18 protein-coding genes are annotated in these 18,004 nt (G+C 64.5%); 14 read left to right on the forward strand and 4 right to left on the reverse strand.

Features of this window, described 5'->3' with window-relative positions; all coding sequences use genetic code 11:
- Positions 1-100: 100 nt before the first annotated feature.
- The 11 genes from argC (at position 101) to AC5Y5C_RS09620 (ending at position 10,551) form a co-directional block, all read left to right on the forward strand.
- Positions 101-1,144, forward strand: a complete 1,044-nt coding sequence (gene argC, locus AC5Y5C_RS09570) for an N-acetyl-gamma-glutamyl-phosphate reductase (RefSeq protein ID WP_499971251.1) — start codon at positions 101-103, stop codon at positions 1,142-1,144.
- Entirely contained in the window at positions 1,141-2,382 is a 1,242-nt protein-coding gene (gene argJ, locus AC5Y5C_RS09575) for a bifunctional glutamate N-acetyltransferase/amino-acid acetyltransferase ArgJ (RefSeq protein WP_499971253.1), read from the forward strand. The genes argC and argJ overlap by 4 nt, the downstream gene beginning before the upstream one ends.
- A 10-nt stretch (positions 2,383-2,392) precedes the next feature.
- Positions 2,393-3,262, forward strand: a complete 870-nt coding sequence (gene argB, locus AC5Y5C_RS09580) for an acetylglutamate kinase (RefSeq protein ID WP_499971255.1) — start codon at positions 2,393-2,395, stop codon at positions 3,260-3,262.
- Positions 3,259-4,449, forward strand: coding sequence for an acetylornithine transaminase (locus tag AC5Y5C_RS09585; protein ID WP_499971257.1), 1,191 nt, complete (start codon positions 3,259-3,261; stop codon positions 4,447-4,449). Before argB ends, AC5Y5C_RS09585 begins: the two co-directional genes overlap by 4 nt.
- A complete protein-coding gene (gene argF / locus AC5Y5C_RS09590) occupies positions 4,446-5,387 on the forward strand; it encodes an ornithine carbamoyltransferase (RefSeq protein ID WP_499971259.1) in 942 nt (313 codons plus the stop codon). Before AC5Y5C_RS09585 ends, argF begins: the two co-directional genes overlap by 4 nt.
- 76 nt (positions 5,388-5,463) lie before the next feature.
- The gene (locus AC5Y5C_RS09595; protein WP_499971261.1) at positions 5,464-5,952 is read left to right on the forward strand and encodes an arginine repressor; all 489 of its coding nucleotides are present in this window, start codon (positions 5,464-5,466) and stop codon (positions 5,950-5,952) included.
- Positions 5,953-5,964: 12 nt separating this feature from the next.
- Positions 5,965-7,185, forward strand: a complete 1,221-nt coding sequence (locus AC5Y5C_RS09600) for an argininosuccinate synthase (protein ID WP_499971263.1) — start codon at positions 5,965-5,967, stop codon at positions 7,183-7,185.
- Positions 7,182-8,603: an argininosuccinate lyase gene (argH, locus tag AC5Y5C_RS09605; protein ID WP_499971265.1), complete on the forward strand. Its 1,422-nt coding sequence runs from the start codon at positions 7,182-7,184 to the stop codon at positions 8,601-8,603. The genes AC5Y5C_RS09600 and argH overlap by 4 nt, the downstream gene beginning before the upstream one ends.
- A 9-nt stretch (positions 8,604-8,612) precedes the next feature.
- Positions 8,613-9,395: a DUF4352 domain-containing protein gene (locus AC5Y5C_RS09610; RefSeq protein ID WP_499971267.1), complete on the forward strand. Its 783-nt coding sequence runs from the start codon at positions 8,613-8,615 to the stop codon at positions 9,393-9,395.
- Positions 9,392-10,000, forward strand: coding sequence for a hypothetical protein (locus tag AC5Y5C_RS09615; RefSeq protein ID WP_499971269.1), 609 nt, complete (start codon positions 9,392-9,394; stop codon positions 9,998-10,000). Before AC5Y5C_RS09610 ends, AC5Y5C_RS09615 begins: the two co-directional genes overlap by 4 nt.
- Positions 9,997-10,551: a hypothetical protein gene (locus tag AC5Y5C_RS09620; protein WP_499971270.1), complete on the forward strand. Its 555-nt coding sequence runs from the start codon at positions 9,997-9,999 to the stop codon at positions 10,549-10,551. The genes AC5Y5C_RS09615 and AC5Y5C_RS09620 overlap by 4 nt, the downstream gene beginning before the upstream one ends.
- Here the strand turns inward: AC5Y5C_RS09620 and AC5Y5C_RS09625 are convergent, their stop codons facing one another.
- Positions 10,552-11,925, reverse strand: a complete 1,374-nt coding sequence (locus AC5Y5C_RS09625; RefSeq protein WP_499971272.1) for a hypothetical protein — start codon at positions 11,923-11,925, stop codon at positions 10,552-10,554. It abuts the gene before it with no gap.
- A 141-nt stretch (positions 11,926-12,066) separates the two neighbouring features.
- Here AC5Y5C_RS09625 and AC5Y5C_RS09630 point away from each other — a divergent pair, with 141 nt between their 5' ends.
- From AC5Y5C_RS09630 to AC5Y5C_RS09640, 3 genes are all read left to right on the forward strand, one after another.
- Complete coding sequence (locus AC5Y5C_RS09630) at positions 12,067-15,039, forward strand: acyl-CoA synthetase (RefSeq protein WP_499971274.1); 2,973 nt, start codon at positions 12,067-12,069, stop codon at positions 15,037-15,039.
- A 100-nt stretch (positions 15,040-15,139) separates the two neighbouring features.
- Positions 15,140-15,619 (forward strand): hypothetical protein, encoded by a 480-nt coding sequence (locus AC5Y5C_RS09635; protein WP_499971275.1) that lies wholly within the window; start codon positions 15,140-15,142, stop codon positions 15,617-15,619.
- Positions 15,620-15,629: 10 nt separating this feature from the next.
- Entirely contained in the window at positions 15,630-15,833 is a 204-nt protein-coding gene (locus AC5Y5C_RS09640) for a Trm112 family protein (protein WP_499971277.1), read from the forward strand.
- Here AC5Y5C_RS09640 and AC5Y5C_RS09645 read toward each other — a convergent pair.
- The 3 genes from AC5Y5C_RS09645 to AC5Y5C_RS09655 are packed head-to-tail and all read right to left on the reverse strand — an operon-like array spanning position 15,823 to position 17,962.
- Positions 15,823-16,428, reverse strand: a complete 606-nt coding sequence (locus AC5Y5C_RS09645; protein WP_499971279.1) for a TetR/AcrR family transcriptional regulator — start codon at positions 16,426-16,428, stop codon at positions 15,823-15,825. The genes AC5Y5C_RS09640 and AC5Y5C_RS09645 overlap by 11 nt on opposite strands.
- Complete coding sequence (locus AC5Y5C_RS09650; protein WP_499971281.1) at positions 16,425-17,180, reverse strand: ABC transporter permease; 756 nt, start codon at positions 17,178-17,180, stop codon at positions 16,425-16,427. Before AC5Y5C_RS09650 ends, AC5Y5C_RS09645 begins: the two co-directional genes overlap by 4 nt.
- 20 nt (positions 17,181-17,200) lie before the next feature.
- Entirely contained in the window at positions 17,201-17,962 is a 762-nt protein-coding gene (locus AC5Y5C_RS09655; protein WP_499971283.1) for an ABC transporter ATP-binding protein, read from the reverse strand.
- Positions 17,963-18,004 lie beyond the last annotated feature (42 nt).

An 18,004-nucleotide genomic window follows, 5' to 3' on the forward strand; every position in this document is an offset into this window, starting at 1 on the left:
GGTATTACACCGTTTAGCTCAAGTTGAGGTTGACCACGAGTCCACCACGATTCGTCGAATACATTTGCGCTTGCCTGCATAATGATACAGAATTGGCTTCATGACTACTGGGTTCTCGGTCGCGGTTGCCGGTGCCAGCGGATACGCCGGCGGTGAAATCTTGCGCCTGCTGCTCTCGCATCCGGCATACGCTGCGGGCCGCCTGCGTATCGGTGTACTGACCGCCGGTTCGAATGCCGGCAGCGGCCTCATCGAGCACCACCCGAATCTGACACCTTTGGCTGACCACAAACTACAGCCCACCGACCCCAAGCTGTTGCGAGGGCATGACGTGGTGTTCCTCGCGCTGCCACACGGCTCCTCCGCCAAAATCGCCGACGAACTGGGGGCGCACACCATCATCATCGACTGCGGTGCAGACTTTCGGCTGACCGACGCTGCCGCATGGCAGCGCTACTACGGCTCAAAGCATGCCGGTAGCTGGCCGTATGGGTTGCCCGAGCTTCCAGGCAAGCGTGATGCTCTGCACGGCACAAAGCGCGTGGCAGTTCCGGGCTGCTATCCGACGGCAGCATTGTTGGCGTTGTCCCCTGCGGTGGCGGCGGGCCTCGTGGAGCCCACGATCAACGTGGTGGCGGTGAGCGGCACCACGGGCGCCGGACGCGCCGCCAAGGCCGACCTGTTGGCCTCCGAGGTCATGGGATCCGCACGCGCGTACAACATCGCCGGTGCGCATCGGCACACCCCGGAAATCGCTCAGGGACTGAATCATCCGTCGGGCAGGCCGGTGACGGTCTCCTTCACCCCCGTGCTCATCCCCATGCCCCGCGGCATTCTTGCCACATGCACGGCGCCGACCACGGCAACCCTGGCTGAGATCCGAGAGGCGTACGAGGAGGCATATCGCGACGAGCCGTTCATCCATGTACTCCCCGAAGGGCAGCTGCCCACCACCAAGGCGGTATCGGGAAGCAACGCCGCACACATCGGCCTCGCAGTCGACGCCGATGCGGGCGTGCTGGTGGCAATCGCAGCCATCGACAACCTGGTGAAGGGCACCGCCGGTGCGGCGATTCAATCCATGAACCTGGCCCTCGGTTGGCCCGAGGGCGATGGCCTGACCATCGTGGGGGTGGCACCGTGACCGATGGTCTTCGCGCAAGCGGCTCATCCACGCCCGATGCGACGTCACCACTGGTGCGCACGCAGGGCGTCACCGCACCCGCAGGTTTCAAGGCGGCCGGAATCGCCGCCGGTATCAAGGCGTCCGGTAGGCGAGATCTTGCCCTGGTTTTCAATGAGGGACCCGATTACGCCGCGGCGGGAGTATTCACCCGCAATAAGGTGAAGGCCGCACCGGTGCTTTGGTCACAGCAGGTGCTCACTACGGGCCGTCTGCGCGCCGTCATTCTCAATTCCGGCGGAGCGAATGCTTGCACCGGACCACTCGGATTTCAGGACAGCCACGCCACTGCAGAAGAGGTTGCAAAGACTCTCAGCGACTGGGGCACCGACACCGGGGCAATTGAGGTCGCCGTGTGCTCCACCGGGCTTATCGGCGACCGGTTGCCCATGGACAAGGTACTGGCCGGGGTACGGGAAATCGTGCATGAGCTGGCCGGGGGGCTGGGCGGCGGCACCGATGCCGCGCACGCCATCATGACCACCGATACCGTGCCCAAAGAGGCTGCGCTGCACCACAAAGACGGCTGGACAGTGGGTGGCATGGCCAAAGGCGCGGGCATGCTGGCGCCCTCGCTGGCGACCATGCTTGTGGTCGTCACGACCGACGCCGCGGTGCCCGCCGCTCAGCTGGATTCCGCGTTGCGGGCGGCGAGCGCACGCACCTTCGACCGGCTCGACGTCGATGGCAGCTGTTCCACCAACGACACGGTGCTCCTCCTGGCCTCCGGAGCAAGCGAGATCACGCCCGATGCGCAGGAGTTCGCCGCCGCGGTGATCCGGGTCTGTGATGACCTGGCCGCGCAGCTGCAGTCCGATGCCGAGGGTGTCACCAAACGGATCCTGATCACCGTCACCGGCGCTGCCAGCGAGGACGACGCTGTCGCCACCGCCCGGACGGTCGCTCGCGACAGCCTTGTCAAGACTGCCCTGTTCGGCTCCGACCCCAACTGGGGCCGGGTGCTCGCAGCGGTGGGGATGGCGCCGATAGACCTCGACCCCGATCGCGTCACCGTATCGTTCAACGGAAACCTGGTATGCGCCAACGGCACTGGCGTCCCAGGCGCCCGCGATATCGATTTGTCCGGCCCGGATGTCGAAGTGCTCATAGACCTCGGCGACGGGGATCAGACGGCAACCATCCGGACCACTGATCTCTCCCATGCCTACGTCGAAGAGAATTCGGCGTACAGCTCATGAAGGCAGCCGCATGAAGGCCCCGAAAAAGGCGCGCGTACTGGCCGAGGCACTGCCATGGCTCAAGAAGCTGCACGGCGCCATTGTCGTGATCAAGTACGGCGGTAACGCCATGACCGACGACGCGCTCAAGACGGCCTTCGCCGAAGACATGGTGTTCCTGCGCAACTGCGGTGTCCATCCCGTCGTCGTGCACGGCGGCGGCCCGCAGATCACCTCGATGCTGAAAAAGCTTGGCGTGTCCGGCGAGTTCAAGGGCGGTTTCCGGGTTACCACGCCGGAAGTACTGGACATCGCACGCATGGTGCTGTTCGGCCAGGTCGGCCGTGAGCTCGTCGGGTTGATCAACAGCCACGGGCCGTACGCAGTGGGGATCACCGGCGAGGACGCGCGGCTGTTCACGGCCGTGCGGCGCACCGCGACCGTAGATGGCGTCGAGACCGATATCGGACTGGTCGGTGACGTGGCACAGGTAAATCCGGAAGCGATCCTTGACCTGATCGATGCCGGACGCATCCCGGTGGTGTCCACCCTTGCTCCCGACTCAGACGGCGTGGTGCACAACCTCAATGCCGACACCGCGGCGGGCGCGCTTGCCGAAGCCCTTGGCGCAGAGCGTCTCCTGATGCTCACCGATATCGAAGGTCTGTACACCGACTGGCCGAATCGGGAGTCGCTGGTCACCGCCATAGCGGCCGAGGATCTGCGCGGGCTCCTTCCCACGCTGGAGTCGGGCATGATTCCCAAGGTCGAGGCATGTCTGCGCGCGGTGGACGGTGGAGTGCCCAGCGCCCACATCATCGACGGACGCGTCGAGCATTGTGTCTTGGTCGAACTATTCACCGACGAGGGCGTCGGGACAATCGTCAGGAGCCAATCATGAGCAACACCAGTGAGACTCAGCAGCGCTGGGAACACGTCATGATGAACAACTACGGCACACCGCCGGTCGTCCTCGCCGAGGGCGACGGTGCCGTCGTCACCGATGTCGACGGCAAGCGGTACCTGGATCTGTTGGGCGGCATTGCCGTCAACGTATTGGGCCACCGCAACCAGACCGTCATCGACGCCGTCACACACCAGCTCTCCACACTCGGCCACACCTCGAATCTGTACGCGACGGGCCCCGGCATCGAACTCTCCGAAGCGCTCGTCGCACGACTGGGCGTTCCTGGCAGAGTGTTTCTTTGCAACTCGGGCACCGAAGCCAACGAGGCCGCGTTCAAGCTGACCCGGCTCACCGGACGCACGAAAGTCATAGCGGCCGAAGGCGCATTCCACGGCCGCACCATGGGATCGCTCGCGCTCACCGGCCAGCCGACCAAGCGGGCCCCGTTCGAGCCGTTGCCGGCGGGGGTGGTTCACGTACCCTACGGCGACCTGGCCGCCGTCGAGGCAGTGGTCGATGGTGAGACCGCCGCGGTCTTCCTGGAGCCGATCATGGGCGAAGGCGGAGTGGTTGTTCCACCGGAGGGCTACCTCGCCCGAGTGCGCGAGATCACCGCCCGCCACGGCGCGCTACTGGTACTTGACGAGGTGCAAACCGGAATTGGTCGTACCGGAACGTTTTTCGCGCACCAACAAGCGGGTATCACGCCCGATATCGTCACACTGGCCAAGGGACTGGGCGGCGGACTACCCATCGGGGCCTGCATCGCGACCGGGGCAGCGGCGGAGCTGCTCACTCCGGGTCTGCACGGCAGCACGTTCGGCGGCAATCCCGTCTGTGCCGCGGCGGCCCTGGCGGTCTTGCGGGTCCTCGATGAGCAGAACCTCATCGACCACGCAGCCGCGGCAGGAAAAACGTTCAGCCACGCCATCGAAGGTTTGAACCATCCCTTGGTCGCGGGAGTCCGTGGGGCCGGTCTGCTCCTGGGCATTGTGCTCAAGGAAGAACGCGCCAAGGCCGCCGAGACCGCCGCACGCGAGGCCGGGTTCCTTCTGAACGCCGCCGCACCCGATGTGCTGCGTCTGGCACCACCGCTGATCATCAGCGACGAACAGATCGAGGAGTTCGTCGCCGCGCTGCCCGGGATCCTCGACACCGCAGCAAGACAGGAGCTGGCATGAGTAATTCGAGGTCAATTCGCCATTTCCTGCGGGACGACGATCTGTCGCCGGCCGAGCAGGCAGAAGTCCTCACGTTGGCCGCCGAGCTCAAGAAGGCACCGTTTTCGCGGCGGCCGCTTGAGGGACCGCATGGGGTCGCCGTCATCTTCGAGAAGAACTCCACCCGAACCCGCTTCTCTTTCGAGATGGGCATCGCGCAGCTGGGCGGGCACGCCGTGGTGGTTGACAGCCGTACCACCCAGTTGGGCCGCGAGGAGACCCTCAAGGACACCGGGCAGGTGCTGTCCCGCTACGTGGAAGCCATCGTGTGGCGCACCTACGCACAGGAACGCTTGACGGCCATGGCCTCCGGATCCACGGTGCCGATCGTGAACGCCCTGTCTGACGATTTTCATCCATGCCAGGTGCTCGCGGATCTGCAGACACTGGCCGAGCGCAAAGGTTCGCTGGCCGGGTTGCGACTGACGTATCTGGGTGACGGCGCGAACAACATGGCGCATTCACTGATGGTCGGTGGAGTCACCGCCGGCATCCACGTGACGATCGCGGCGCCCGATGGGTTTGCGCCGCATGTCAAGTACGTCAGCGAGGCCGAGCGGATCGCCGCGAACACCGGCGCTTCGGTGACGGTGAGCGCTGACCCGCGGGCCGCCTCCGCCGGTGCCGATGTGCTCGTCACCGATGCGTGGACCTCGATGGGGCAGGAGAATGACGGGCTCGACAGGGTCCGGCCGTTCCGGCCGTTCCAGGTGAACGAGGATTTGCTCGGTGTGGCCGACTCAGAAGCCATTGTCCTGCACTGCCTTCCGGCTCACCGTGGTGAAGAGATCACCGACGAGGTGATCGATGGCCCGCGCAGCGCCGTGTGGGATGAGGCCGAGAACCGTCTGCACGCCCAGAAGGCGCTGCTGGTGTGGCTGCTGGAGCAACGACGATGAGGCCTCCACACGTGGGTGGGGGCACCTCCCGCGTGCGGGGACGTACCCATAGATCGCGCCAAGAGTGGAAAAAGCGATGACAGCTTCCCATGCCGCCGACACCCGGGCGGGGCGGCAAGCCCGCATCGTCGCACTGCTGTCCACCCGGTCGGTGCGCAGCCAGGGTGAGCTGGCGGCACTGCTGGCTGCCGAGGGCATCGAAACCACGCAAGCCACCTTGTCCCGAGATCTCGACGAGCTCGGTGCTGTCAAACTCCGCGCCGCCGACGGCGGGGTGGGGGTGTACGTGGTACCCGAGGACGGCAGCCCCGTTCGTGGGGTATCCGGCGGCACCGACCGGCTCTCGCGGTTGCTGGGGGAGCTGCTGGTATCGACCGACTCCAGCGGTAATCTCGCGGTGCTGCGTACACCGCCCGGTGCCGCGCACTATCTCGCCAGCGCGATTGATCGCGCCGCGTTACCCGACGTTGTCGGGACCATTGCGGGGGATGACACCATTGCGGTGATCGCCCGCGAACCCTTGACCGGAGCTCAGCTCGCCGCACAGTTCGAACAGCTTGCTTAAGAGAGAGATGACATGACCACCCAATCGACAACCTCTGACCGCGTAATCCTGGCCTACTCGGGTGGGCTCGATACGTCGGTGGCGATCAGCTGGATCGGCAAGGAGACCGGCCGCGAGGTGGTTGCCGTCGCGATCGACCTCGGCCAGGGTGGCGAGGACATGGAGGTGGTGCGCCAGCGTGCCATCGACTGCGGCGCCGTCGAAGCGGTTGTCATCGACGCCCGCGACGAATTCGCCAACGAGTATTGCTTGCCGACAGTGCAGTCCAACGCGCTGTACATGGATCGTTACCCACTGGTATCGGCGATCAGCCGGCCACTGATCGTCAAGCACCTGGTTGCCGCGGCCCGCGAGCACGGCGGCGGAATCGTCGCTCATGGCTGCACCGGCAAGGGTAACGATCAGGTCCGATTCGAGGTCGGGTTTGCCTCGCTGGCGCCGGATCTGGAGGTGCTGGCACCTGTCCGCGATTACGCCTGGACCCGCGAAAAGGCCATCGCGTTCGCCGCCGAGAACGAGATCCCGATCAATGTAACCAAGAAATCTCCGTTCTCCATCGACCAGAACGTCTGGGGTCGCGCCGTGGAAACCGGTTTCCTGGAGGACCTTTGGAACGCGCCCACCAAGGACGTATACGACTACACCGAAGATCCGACCCTGAACTGGGGGGCGCCCGACGAGCTGATCGTCACCTTTGACAAGGGTGTGCCCACCGCGATCGATGGCAACCAGGTCACCGTGTTGGAGGCCATCGTCGAGCTCAACCGGCGCGCGGGAGCCCAGGGAGTGGGCCGTCTCGACGTCGTCGAGGATCGTCTAGTCGGCATCAAGAGCCGTGAAATCTACGAGGCCCCAGGCGCAATGGTCCTCATCGCCGCGCATGAGGAGCTGGAGCACGTCACCCTGGAGCGTGAGCTCGGCCGCTACAAACGGCACACCGACCAAAAATGGGCCGAGCTGGTATACGACGGCCTGTGGTATTCGCCGCTGAAGCGCTCGCTGGAGGCGTTCGTCGCGGACACCCAGCAGCATGTCTCCGGTGATATCCGGCTGGTGCTGCACGGCGGAAACATCGCGGTGAATGGCCGTCGCAGCGCCGAGTCTCTGTACGACTTCAACCTGGCCACTTACGACGAGGGCGACAGCTTCGATCAGTCGAGCGCCAAGGGCTTCGTGCACATCCACGGACTGTCGTCGAAGATCTCCGCGCAACGGGACCTGTCGGGGAAGTGAGCACCAACGAGGGATCACTGTGGGGCGGCCGGTTCGCCGGTGGGCCTGCACCCGCGCTGGCCGCGCTGAGTAAGTCCACCCATTTCGATTGGGTACTGGCGCCGTACGACATTCGGGCGTCGATCGCGCATGCGCGGGTCCTCCGTAAGGCGGAACTGCTGACCGATGAACAGCTCTCCGTGCTTGTGGACGGGCTGCAGCAGCTGGATCGCGATGTGACGTCGGGACAGTTCGCCCCCGCCGATACCGACGAGGATGTGCACGGCGCTCTGGAGCGCGGGCTGATCGAGCGGGTCGGAGCAGATGTCGGCGGTCGTCTGCGCGCCGGCCGGTCTCGAAATGACCAGGTGGCCACACTGTTCCGGATGTGGCTGCGCGATGCGGCCGGACGAGTATCCGACGGCGTGCTCGACGTGGTGCAGGCACTGGCCGATCAGGCCGGTGCACACCCCGAGGCGATCATGCCGGGCAAGACTCATCTTCAGGCCGCACAACCGGTACTGCTCGCACACCATCTACTCGCGCACGCGCAGCCATTGCTACGCGATGCGGACCGGCTCGTCGACTGGGACCGGCGCACCGCGATCTCACCGTACGGAGCCGGTGCGCTGGCGGGCTCCTCACTCGGCCTGGATCCCGATTCCATCGCATTGGATCTGGGATTCATTGCGGCCGCCGAGAACTCGATTGATGCGACATCAGCCCGCGACTTCGCGGCCGAGGCCGCCTTCGTGTTCGCGATGATCGCGGTCGACCTGTCGCGCCTCTCTGAAGACATTATTCTCTGGAGCACAACGGAATTCGGCTATGCAGAGCTTGACGACTCCTGGTCTACCGGTAGCTCGATCATGCCCCAGAAGAAGAACCCCGACATTGCCGAGCTGGCCCGGGGGAAGTCGGGGCGGTTGATCGGAAACCTCACTGGCCTGCTCGCCACGCTCAAGGCGCAGCCGCTGGCCTACAACCGGGACCTGCAGGAAGACAAGGAACCGCTCTTCGACTCGGTGGCACAGCTGGGATTGCTGCTGCCCGCGATGGCCGGCCTGGTCGCGACGCTGCGGTTCCGGACAGACCGCATGGCGGCCCTGGCCCCGGCGGGATTCACCCTCGCCACCGATCTCGCGGAATGGATGGTGCGCCAAGGTGTGCCGTTCCGGATCGCGCATGAGGCGGCGGGGGAGGCGGTTCGCGCGGCGGAGGCGCGCGGTGTCGGTCTGGAGGACCTGACCGACGCTGAGTTCGGTGCCATTCATCCGGACCTGACGGGGGAGGTGCGCTCCGTGCTCACCACGTCCGGATCCGTGGCCTCCCGCAGTGCGCGCGGCGGCACCGCGCCGGAACGCGTTGCCGAGCAGCGGGAGCTGGTGTTGGCCCGTCTGAATGTGCTGCGCGGTCCGGGCGACAATCGACCAGGCTAATATCCAGCCATGGACGGCGAGCCGGACCCGACATCGTCGGGCCCCGGTCCGGGGGGAAACACACCGGACGACCCGAACGCGGCGTGGCGTCGCCCGGGGAACACCCCGGTACGCGATCAATCACCGCCGGTCGCGGCCCCAGGCGCACAAAGCTCCGAGGCACCGCCACCGCAGGGAACCTTCGGAAGGCTGAAGGTGACCGTCCGCAGTTGGTGGAATGATCTCGAATTCATCCAGATGTGGCACGTCGTCGCGATCGTCGCGGTGCTCGCCACCGCGGGGTTCGGCGGGCTCGACGCGGTGGAAAAGGCGCCCGAGACCTTCAACGTAGGCCAGGCCTTCGACAACCACGAATTCTCGATCACCGTGCAGCGGGCCTCTTTGGTCAAGAAGCTGGCCGGCAACGGATTCACGCTCAAGGAGAGGCCGGGCCGCTCGTACCTTGGTGTGCTGGTCGATGTCACCAATCATGGAGAAGGGCCGGACGGAGTCTCGTCCATGTTTGCACTGCCCGAAGTCGCCGATGCGCAGAACACTTATCTTGCGTCATCGCACGATCCGACGGCCCTGCGAATGTCGGACGGAACCATGTTGACCGTGCTGCAACCTGGATTGACGGAAAAGGTGGCTCTGATCTGGAGTGTCCCGGATAATGCTGTTGCAGTGGGATCGACTGTGACGGTGGAAGTTCCATATCGCAAGTACGGCCAGGGCTACGTCATCTACGGCGCAGGGTGGCAGAGCATCGGGGGCAGCGCGAGGACAGTTGTGCCAGTGGGGAGCCCGAAATGAGTATCCGAGCACTCCAGAACCTGCCGCCTCTTGTCAGAATCGTGGGGACCCTGGGCGTTGTCATCGCCATCTTGGCGGCCTCGGTATTCGTGTGGCGCCGGTTGCCGTACGCCACGGATGTGCAGGCACCGTTCGATGTGCACGGCAGTGCGGGCAGTCCGGTGAGCGGCAGGCTTTTCTCGGTCACGGTGATCAAGGCCGCGGTGGCGCCCGTCGTCAAACACACGGGGGTCCTGCCCAAGAACCGCAACCTCACATCGTCGGGGCAATGGGTGGTTGTGACGGCGACGATCACCTCATTACTCGATGCGCCCACGGCCCGCGTCGCACTGGAACTCGACGGAGACGCCTACATCCCTGATGATCGGTTGGGTCTCTCAACGCTGGGCGGAGCGATCCTGAACCCGCTGATTCCTCAGACCGGTGTTTATGTATTCGAAGCGCCCACAGAACTTGTCAACCGGGTCAGCGTCGGACGGTTGTATGTGTCGGCCGGCACCAATAAGTGGGACACCGGGCTAATCATCGATGTGCCGCTGGACCCGAGCCATGCGCCCCGCTCCGCGGTACTCGCGTTGGCCAAGACCAAGGTTGGCGCCCCATGACGGTGATCGACTCCGCGAAACACCGCCGCGATCAGCGCGGCGTCCTGAGAGATAAGCTTTGGTTCCGCAACGTCATCGCGACCGTGGCAGTTGCGGTTTTGCTCGTGATCATCGCCTTCATCTCTTTCTGGGGTCCTTGGCGCGAGTACCAGGCAAGCATCCGTCCCGAGTACCTGGTCCCAGCCGGCCAATCTGCAGCCGTGAACGGTCAGACATGGGAGCTCGGCGAGATTCGGCGTCTCGGTAAGCGGCAGGGGCCGCTGAACACGGTTTTGCCCAAAGGCACTCAACTCGTCGTGGTGACGATCAAGCGCTCGGGGCCACCGCCCGCCGATATGTACTGTGCGGCGCGGATAACCGATGGAACGCACATGTGGAAGGCCGAATTCGAGAACGGCGGGGTGCGGATACCGGATGGATCCACGCAATCATGCGGCAGGCCGGGTGACCTGTTGTTCGTCTTTCTCATGCCGGATGACATCGAACCTCACGCCGTGGAGATCATCGAGAATATCGGCGACAAGATCCTTGTTCGGCTTGATCTTCCCTAGTCAGATGCGTGGCCCGGCCAGATCGATACGTGGATCCGTATCCACCGTATCCGGGTAGTCCACGACCTCACCCTGGCTTTGGCTGCCGTCGGAGACCGCAGACTGATGGCCACTCTCGGCACGTTCCACACAGTGCGCGAAAACCGAGGCGATGAGACTCAGTCGCAGCGACGCAACGAGGATGCCGGAGAGCGCCGCGAGGACAGGCCCGGCCGCGTTCCAGTACTCCTCGGAATGCGCACCTAATATCCACGCAAAACCCCGCACAAGATATCCACCGACCTGCATTTGCGGGCGGTAGAAACTATCCGACATATCCAGCCACGCGAGACACAGATACAGCAGCACATAGCCGGCTAGCACGACGAAACCGCCGTGCAGGACCAGTCGTGCGGAGTCCGCGATGGGGCGAAACTTACCGAATTGCGACAGCGCCAGCTCGACCGTCTTCTTCCGCGTGTGCTCCGGGAGTGCGGACAGCCGATGATCAACCCGCAGCCGGGGCGCGAGGCGATCCGCGACCACGTCACCCTGACTACCTGCCACCTGCCGCAGCACACCTCGCCAACTCGCCCGGTTTGAGGTGCCGTAGACGATTCCCGCGATCGCGAGCCAGACGAGGGGCACGGCGGCGCCGCTGAAGGCAATGTGCAGGGCACTGGTCAACACGTTCCAGATGACTTCCAGCGGCCGAAAATGCGAGAACAGTTCGGCGCGGGTGGTATCGGCCCAGACTATGACGCGACGTTCTTTGAACCAAGCAGTCGGCTTGAGGAAGAAGGTGACGCCCTTACTGGCCGCGAACGACAGGATCAAGAACACCCAGAGCGCGTCCAGATACACCTTGACGAAGATGAACCACGTCGGCGTTCGATTTTCGACCCACTTCAGTTTGAGGGCGTACCGAAGAACGAACGCACCCACGATGAGGTACCAGACCAAGTTGCTGACCGGCACATTTGACAGATTCAGTACCGGTTCCGAATGTGTCATGGCGGCACCGACACGCAGGTACATCGCCTTCTGTTCGTAGGCGATCCAGTCATCGGCGAACATCTGCCACGCGAGGTAGATGGCAAAGAACGGCAGCACGACACTCGAGAAGAGGTCGACCTGCCGCAACGATGCCTTGGGCAGGACTGCGAGCGACGGAATGGCCGATCGCAGCACCAGGAACATCGCGATGATCGAACCGAGGCGGGCAAGACCCGCGAAGGGCATGATGAGGTCGACGATCAGATAGTTGTTCCACCCGAACTTCGCCGCGAGTTCGATCGCGATGTTGCGCCCCAGCAGACCCAGCAGATAGCACGCGGCCAGTTGAGGCAGATACATCACCCAGAGGCGTAGCGGCCGTAGCAACAGATTCCCCACCGCGTCATCGTAGAGGCTCGCATCGCAACGTCGCTTCCGATCCGGTGACGGGGATTCGGTCAGCCCGATACGCCTGTTGTGACAGGATATGCAGGCCCTCACCTGGGCAATATCGCGGATGATCGGTCTAAAGGAGTAGCTGTGTCCTTCAATCTCTCCTCCTTGACCAAACCCGTCGCGCGCCTGGCGGCCACTGCACAGAACGGGCTCGAGGTTTTGCGCCTCGGCGGCCTCGAAACCGGTAGCACCGCCTCCTCGCACCAGATCGTCGAGAGCGTGCCCATGTACCGGCTGCGCCGCTACTTCGCCCCCGGATCTTCGGAGACAGCGGATGCCGGACCCGTGGTCCTGATGGTGCACCCGATGATGATGGCCGCCGACATGTGGGACGTCACTCAGGATGGCGGCGCCGTCGGCATCCTGCACCGCGCCGGTATCGATCCATGGGTCATCGACTTCGGCAGCCCCGACCGGATTGCCGGCGGCATGGAACGCACCCTGTCCGACCATGTGGTGGCCGTCAGCGACGCCATCGAGACCGTGCATCGAATCACCGGGCGTCAGGTGCACCTGGCCGGATACTCACAGGGCGGCATGTTCTGCTATCAGACTGCGGCACTGCGCAAGTCGCGCACCATCGCGAGCATCATCACCTTCGGTTCACCGGTCGATGCCAACGCCGCCATGCCCATGGGTATGCCCGCCGGCCTGTCGGCCGATATCGCCGAGTTCATGGCCGACCACATATTCAGCCGATTCTCCATTCCGGCGTGGTCGGCGCGAATCGGCTTCCAGATGCTGGACCCGGTCAAGACCGTCAAGGGCCGCCTCGACTTCTTGCGGCAGCTGCACGACCGCGATGCCCTGCTGCCGCGCGAGCAGCAGCGTAAGTTCCTCGCCAATGAGGGGTGGATCGCCTGGTCCGGTCCTGCGATCGCCGAGCTGCTGCGTCAGTTCGTGGTGCACAACCGGATGACCACCGGCGGCTTCACTGTCAACGACCGTGTGGTCACCCTCAGCGATATCACGTGCCCGGTTCTGGCGGTGGTGGGCGAGGTCGACGACATCGGGCAGCCGGCGTCCGTGCGCGGCATCCTGCGCGCCGCGCCGAAGGCCGATGTGTACGAGTACCTCATCCGCGCCGGTCACTTCGGTCTCGTCGTCGGCTCGACCGCGGTGGCCCAGACCTGGCCGACGGTCAGCCAGTGGGTGCAATGGCGTGAGGGCGAGGCGGCGAAACCCCCGTCGGTCGACCTCATGTACGAGCACGAAAGCGGCCAGCTCGACGGCGGCGGCGTCCCGCTCACCTCCCGGGTAGCACATGGTTTGAGCACCACCACCGAGGTCGCTATCGCCGCCGCCCGAACTGCGGGAGCGGCCGCGGCAGCCGCCAACAAATCAGTGAAATCCATTGCCGTCGAAGCGGTTCGCACACTGCCACGGTTGACTCGCCTCGGACAGATCCACGATCACACCCGAATCTCTCTGGGCCGGTTGATGACCGAACAGGCCCGCCGCACCCCCCATGGCGAGAGCTTCCTGTTCGACGGCCGGGTGCACACCTACGAGGCGGTGGATCGCCGCATCAACAACGTGGTCAGGGGCCTCATCGAGGTGGGGGTGCGTCAGGGCGTCCGGGTGGGCGTTCTGATGGAGACCCGGCCCAGCGCCCTGGTGGCGATCGCCGCGCTGTCCCGGCTGGGAGCCGTCGCGGTGCTGCTACCGCCCGATGCCGACCTTGAGATCGCGGTGAAGCTAGGGGAGATTTCCGAGCTGCTCACCGACCCACCGAACCTCCCTGCTGCACAAGACCTTCCCGTGCACATCCTGGTGCTCGGCGGCGGCGAGTCACGCGACCTGTCCATTCCTGACGACGGCTCGATCATCGACATGGAGAAGATCGACCCCGACGCCGTCGAGCTGCCCGGCTGGTACCGGCCCGATCCAGGGCAGGCCCGCGATCTGGCCTTCGTGATGTTCAGCGGATACGGATCCCGGCTGGTGCCCAAGCAGATCACCAACCATCGGTGGGCATTGTCGGCGTTCGGTACCGCGTCGGCGGCCGCGCTCACCGCCAACGACACCGTGTACTGCCTCACCCCCCTGCACCATCAGTCCGGGCTGTTGGTGAGCCTGGGTGGGGCGGTGGCCGGCGGTGCGCGAATTGCCCTGTCGCGCGGGCTCAATCCCGATCGATTCGTGCAAGAGGTCCACCAGTACGGAGTGACCGTCGTCTCCTACACCTGGGCGATGATGCACGAGGTCATCGACGACCCCTCCCTGGCTTTGGGCGCACATCACCCCGTGCGGCTGTTCATCGGTTCGGGTATGCCCTCCGGTCTATGGCGGCGCGTCACCGAGAGATTCGCACCCGCCCACGTCGTCGAATTCTTTGCGACGACCGACGGAGAAGCGGTGTTGGCGAATGTGTCCGGCACCAAAATTGGCAGCAAGGGCCGACCACTGCCCGGCGGGGGCAAGGTCCGGCTCGCCGCCTACGACCCTGTCGACGACGTGATCATCGAGGGCGAAGACGGATTCGTCCAGATCGCCAGGCCCGGCGAAGTCGGTCTGCTGTTGGCGAAGCCGCCTGGCGATGTGGATCCCGCCGCCGCCGTCCGGCGCGGCGTGTTCGCCCCCGGCGATACCTGGGTGTCCTCGGAGTCCCTTTTCCGCCGCGACGAGGACGGCGACTTCTGGATGCTCGATGGCCGAAATACCGCGGTCCGCACCGCACACGGCGTTGTGTACGCCGAAGCCACCAGTCACGCACTGGGTGCGGTGAGCGCCATCGACCTGGTCGCGACGTATCCCGTGGAGTCCGGTGAGACCAACATCGCGGTGACCGCCGTGGTTCTGCGCCCCGGCGAAGCGATATCCCCGGCCGATCTGGCGGAGGCGTTTGCCTCCGTGCCGGTCGCGGAGCGTCCCGATATCGTCAAAGTAGTACCCAACCTGCCGCTCAGCGCCACGTATCGCCCGTCCACAACACACCTTCGCGCATCTGGGTTCCCCAAACCGGGCCGACAAACCTGGTATCTCGATCCCGAATCAGGCGCCTACCACCGGTTGACCGCCGCGACATACGACGCGCTGCAGGCGACCACGCAGTAACCGACATCGGGCCGCGCCGGCGCGGTTCGCTTTGCCTTCCGCTGCTGATGTGGCGGGTTGTTGTTAGGCTGACCTCCGCGACACCAGGAAGGAACCCGTCATGCCGACACGCCTACGTGCCCTCACTGGCACCGCGCTGGCCGCCGCCGGTCTCTCCGCCGCCCTGGTGTTCGGACCCGGTGTCGGCACTGCCAGCGCGGATGTGCTTGACGACATCGCGCACGAGTACTCCACCGGAACCAGTGGCGGCCAGGTCTCCAACTTGGTTCGCCAGGCGCTTCAGCTACGGGCCAGGGGCGCTCAGGTCAGCTCGGCGCAGAATGACGCGCTTAAGGCCGCGCTCGAGAAGCGGCCCAGCCAGATGCCGTTGATCAACTCGCTGAAGTCGGTCATCGCCACGCAGTCCCAGTTCCTCAAGGCTGCCCAGAAGCCTCAGCAGCCAGTGCATATCGGGATCACCGGCACCAACGGAACCAATAATCCGAACGGTGGACCGCCCAACGTCAGTCCAGGACCCGGTATCGGCGTCAGCGGAGGCGGGGGCCAGCAGATCTTCAACGAGAACATCCCGCTGGGCTGATATCACCGACATGCCTCTTGACGCCGCACTCCTCGACATCCTGGTCTGCCCGATCGACCGCGGAACTCTCCTGCTCGTCGGTGGCGAGACCGACGGCATTCTCTATAACCCTCGCCTACGTAAGGCCTACCGGATCGAGAATTCCATCCCGGTGCTCTTGCCCGACGAGGCCCGCGACGTGACCGACGAGGAGCACCAGCGCTTCACCGGGTAAGGCTCGGCAACTCGCCCGTCAGATACCGCTGAATGTTGGGCCCTACGGTGAGGGCGATCTCCTCTGCCGTCAGTGAGGCCAACGGCTCGACGCCCATGATGTACCGGCCCACCAAGATCCCGGCCATCTGCGTGATGGCGAACTCGGCCCGCAGTACGCCACTCCCCACGGGGTTGTCCACGCGTTCGGCGATGATGTTGACCAGGACCTCGCGGAAGAAGACTCGCACCAACCCGTCGTCGTCGCCGCTGAGCGCCGACCGAAACAGCGCCAATACATTTGCACCGAACTCCGAATCCCAGAACGGGATGATCAGCCTTGGAATCGCAATCCCGAGTTCCTCGACGGGAATGTCCCGCAGCGGCTCCAAAACCACCTGCGGATCTACTGGCAGCTGCACCACCTCGCGGAACAGATCCAGCTTCGTCCCGAAGTAATGATGAATGAGCGCGGGGTCTACACCCGCAGCGGCGGCAATGGACCGCATCGATGTCTTGTCGATTCCGTTGACCGAGAACAGCTTTCGGGCACTCGCGAGAATATCGTCGCGAGTATTGCTGGCACCCGGACGACGGCCCGGCCGCTTTGGCGTCATGGTGTCCGACGACGCAGGGTGGCGGCGGCCAAACACAGCGCTACTGCGGCGCATCCGAAAACCACCGCGATATCCCGTACGGCAACCGCTGTCAGCCCCGGGTGACTACCGAGCTGCTGCAACGCCTCCACTGCGTAACTCACCGGCATCACGTTACTGAACCATTGCAACCATTCGGGCATTGCCGCGCGCGGAACGAGAATGCCACAGAGCAGCAGCTGAGGGATCACCACTACCGGCATGAACTGCACCGCCTGAAATTCCGTGCGCGCGAATGCGCTACACAGCAGGCCGAGCCCAACACCGAGAATGGCGTTGCCGATGGCGATGAGAAAGACCCATTGTGCACCCGCCGCTGTGTTGAGTCCCAGCAGCCCGTAAGACACCAGGCAGGCGATAGTGGCCTGAGCGGCGGCCGCAAGTGAGAAGGCGGATCCGTAGCTGGCCAACAGATCAAAACGACGCAGGGGAGTGGTGAGGATGCGCTCCAGCGTTCCCGAAACCCTTTCGCGCTGCATCGATATCGACGTGATGAGAAACATCACCACAAACGGAACAAGCCCGAGGACGAACAGACACGCGGCGTTGAAGGGGGATGGCCGATTCGGCGCGACCGGTAGGTCCTGGTAGAGGAAATACAGCAGAGTGATGAGCAGGCTGGGGATGAGCAGGATCATCGCCATACTGCGATGGTCGGCGCGCAGCTGACGCAGTACTCGACCCGTGGTGGCCACATAAGCATTGGCGTACATGGGATTCCAATCTCTTCGTGTTATGCGGCCGCTGTCTCGCTGTTCCGGATCACCGATAGGAACGCCTCTTCCAAACCATCGCATTCGGTGTCGTGGCGCAGCTGTCGCGGTGTGGTGTGCGCGAGTATGCGGCCCTCGCGGATGAGCACCAGTTCGCCGCAATGGTCGGCCTCGTCCATCACGTGACTGGAGACAATCAGGGTGGTGCCATCGGCCGCGAGGCGCTCGAACTGCTCCCACAGCTCAGCGCGCATCACCGGATCCAAGCCCACCGTCGGCTCGTCGAGCACGAGCAGTTCGGGCCGGGTGACCAGTGCACAAGCGAGCGAGACGCGTCCACGTTGCCCGCCCGACAGCGCACCGCAGGAGGCCAGACGATGCGATCGCATGCCGACAGCATCGAGCGCGCCCTCGGCGTCGGCTTTCGATCGGCCGTAGAGCGCAGCAAAGTACCTCACGTTGTCGATGGACCGCAGATCGTTGTAGATCGTCGGATTCTGGGTGACGTAGCCGATACTGCGGCGCAGGGCGGGCGCGCCGGCGTCCATGCCGAGCACCCGGACCGTCCCGGATTCGATGATCTGGGTGCCGACGATGCAGCGCATCAGGGTTGTCTTGCCACATCCGGATGGCCCTAACAGCCCGGTGATGGTGCCCCGGCCGATCCGTAGTGACACATTGTCCAAGGCCGTGAAACCGCCGCGGGCGACCCGCAGACGCTCCACCTCGACGACGGTCCGGTGTCGACCGAGGGCTAATTCACCGCTTGATGAACTCATCATGAGATGAATATGGACCCCGTTCCACCCTGGTGTCAAGGACAA

The sequence above is a fragment of the Mycobacterium sp. NGS15 genome (genome assembly GCF_059813245.1).

Coding starts and splice junctions, on each gene's coding strand:
- argC (WP_499971251.1), top strand. CDS start 101: ATGACTACTGGGTTCTCGGTCGCGGTTGCCGGTGCCAGCGGATACGCC.
- argB (WP_499971255.1), top strand. CDS start 2,393: ATGAAGGCCCCGAAAAAGGCGCGCGTACTGGCCGAGGCACTGCCATGG.
- AC5Y5C_RS09585 (WP_499971257.1), top strand. CDS start 3,259: ATGAGCAACACCAGTGAGACTCAGCAGCGCTGGGAACACGTCATGATG.
- argF (WP_499971259.1), top strand. CDS start 4,446: ATGAGTAATTCGAGGTCAATTCGCCATTTCCTGCGGGACGACGATCTG.
- AC5Y5C_RS09595 (WP_499971261.1), top strand. CDS start 5,464: ATGACAGCTTCCCATGCCGCCGACACCCGGGCGGGGCGGCAAGCCCGC.
- AC5Y5C_RS09600 (WP_499971263.1), top strand. CDS start 5,965: ATGACCACCCAATCGACAACCTCTGACCGCGTAATCCTGGCCTACTCG.
- AC5Y5C_RS09610 (WP_499971267.1), top strand. CDS start 8,613: ATGGACGGCGAGCCGGACCCGACATCGTCGGGCCCCGGTCCGGGGGGA.
- AC5Y5C_RS09615 (WP_499971269.1), top strand. CDS start 9,392: ATGAGTATCCGAGCACTCCAGAACCTGCCGCCTCTTGTCAGAATCGTG.
- AC5Y5C_RS09620 (WP_499971270.1), top strand. CDS start 9,997: ATGACGGTGATCGACTCCGCGAAACACCGCCGCGATCAGCGCGGCGTC.
- AC5Y5C_RS09635 (WP_499971275.1), top strand. CDS start 15,140: ATGCCGACACGCCTACGTGCCCTCACTGGCACCGCGCTGGCCGCCGCC.
- AC5Y5C_RS09640 (WP_499971277.1), top strand. CDS start 15,630: ATGCCTCTTGACGCCGCACTCCTCGACATCCTGGTCTGCCCGATCGAC.
- AC5Y5C_RS09645 (WP_499971279.1), bottom strand. CDS start 16,428: ATGACGCCAAAGCGGCCGGGCCGTCGTCCGGGTGCCAGCAATACTCGC.
- AC5Y5C_RS09650 (WP_499971281.1), bottom strand. CDS start 17,180: ATGTACGCCAATGCTTATGTGGCCACCACGGGTCGAGTACTGCGTCAG.
- AC5Y5C_RS09655 (WP_499971283.1), bottom strand. CDS start 17,962: ATGATGAGTTCATCAAGCGGTGAATTAGCCCTCGGTCGACACCGGACC.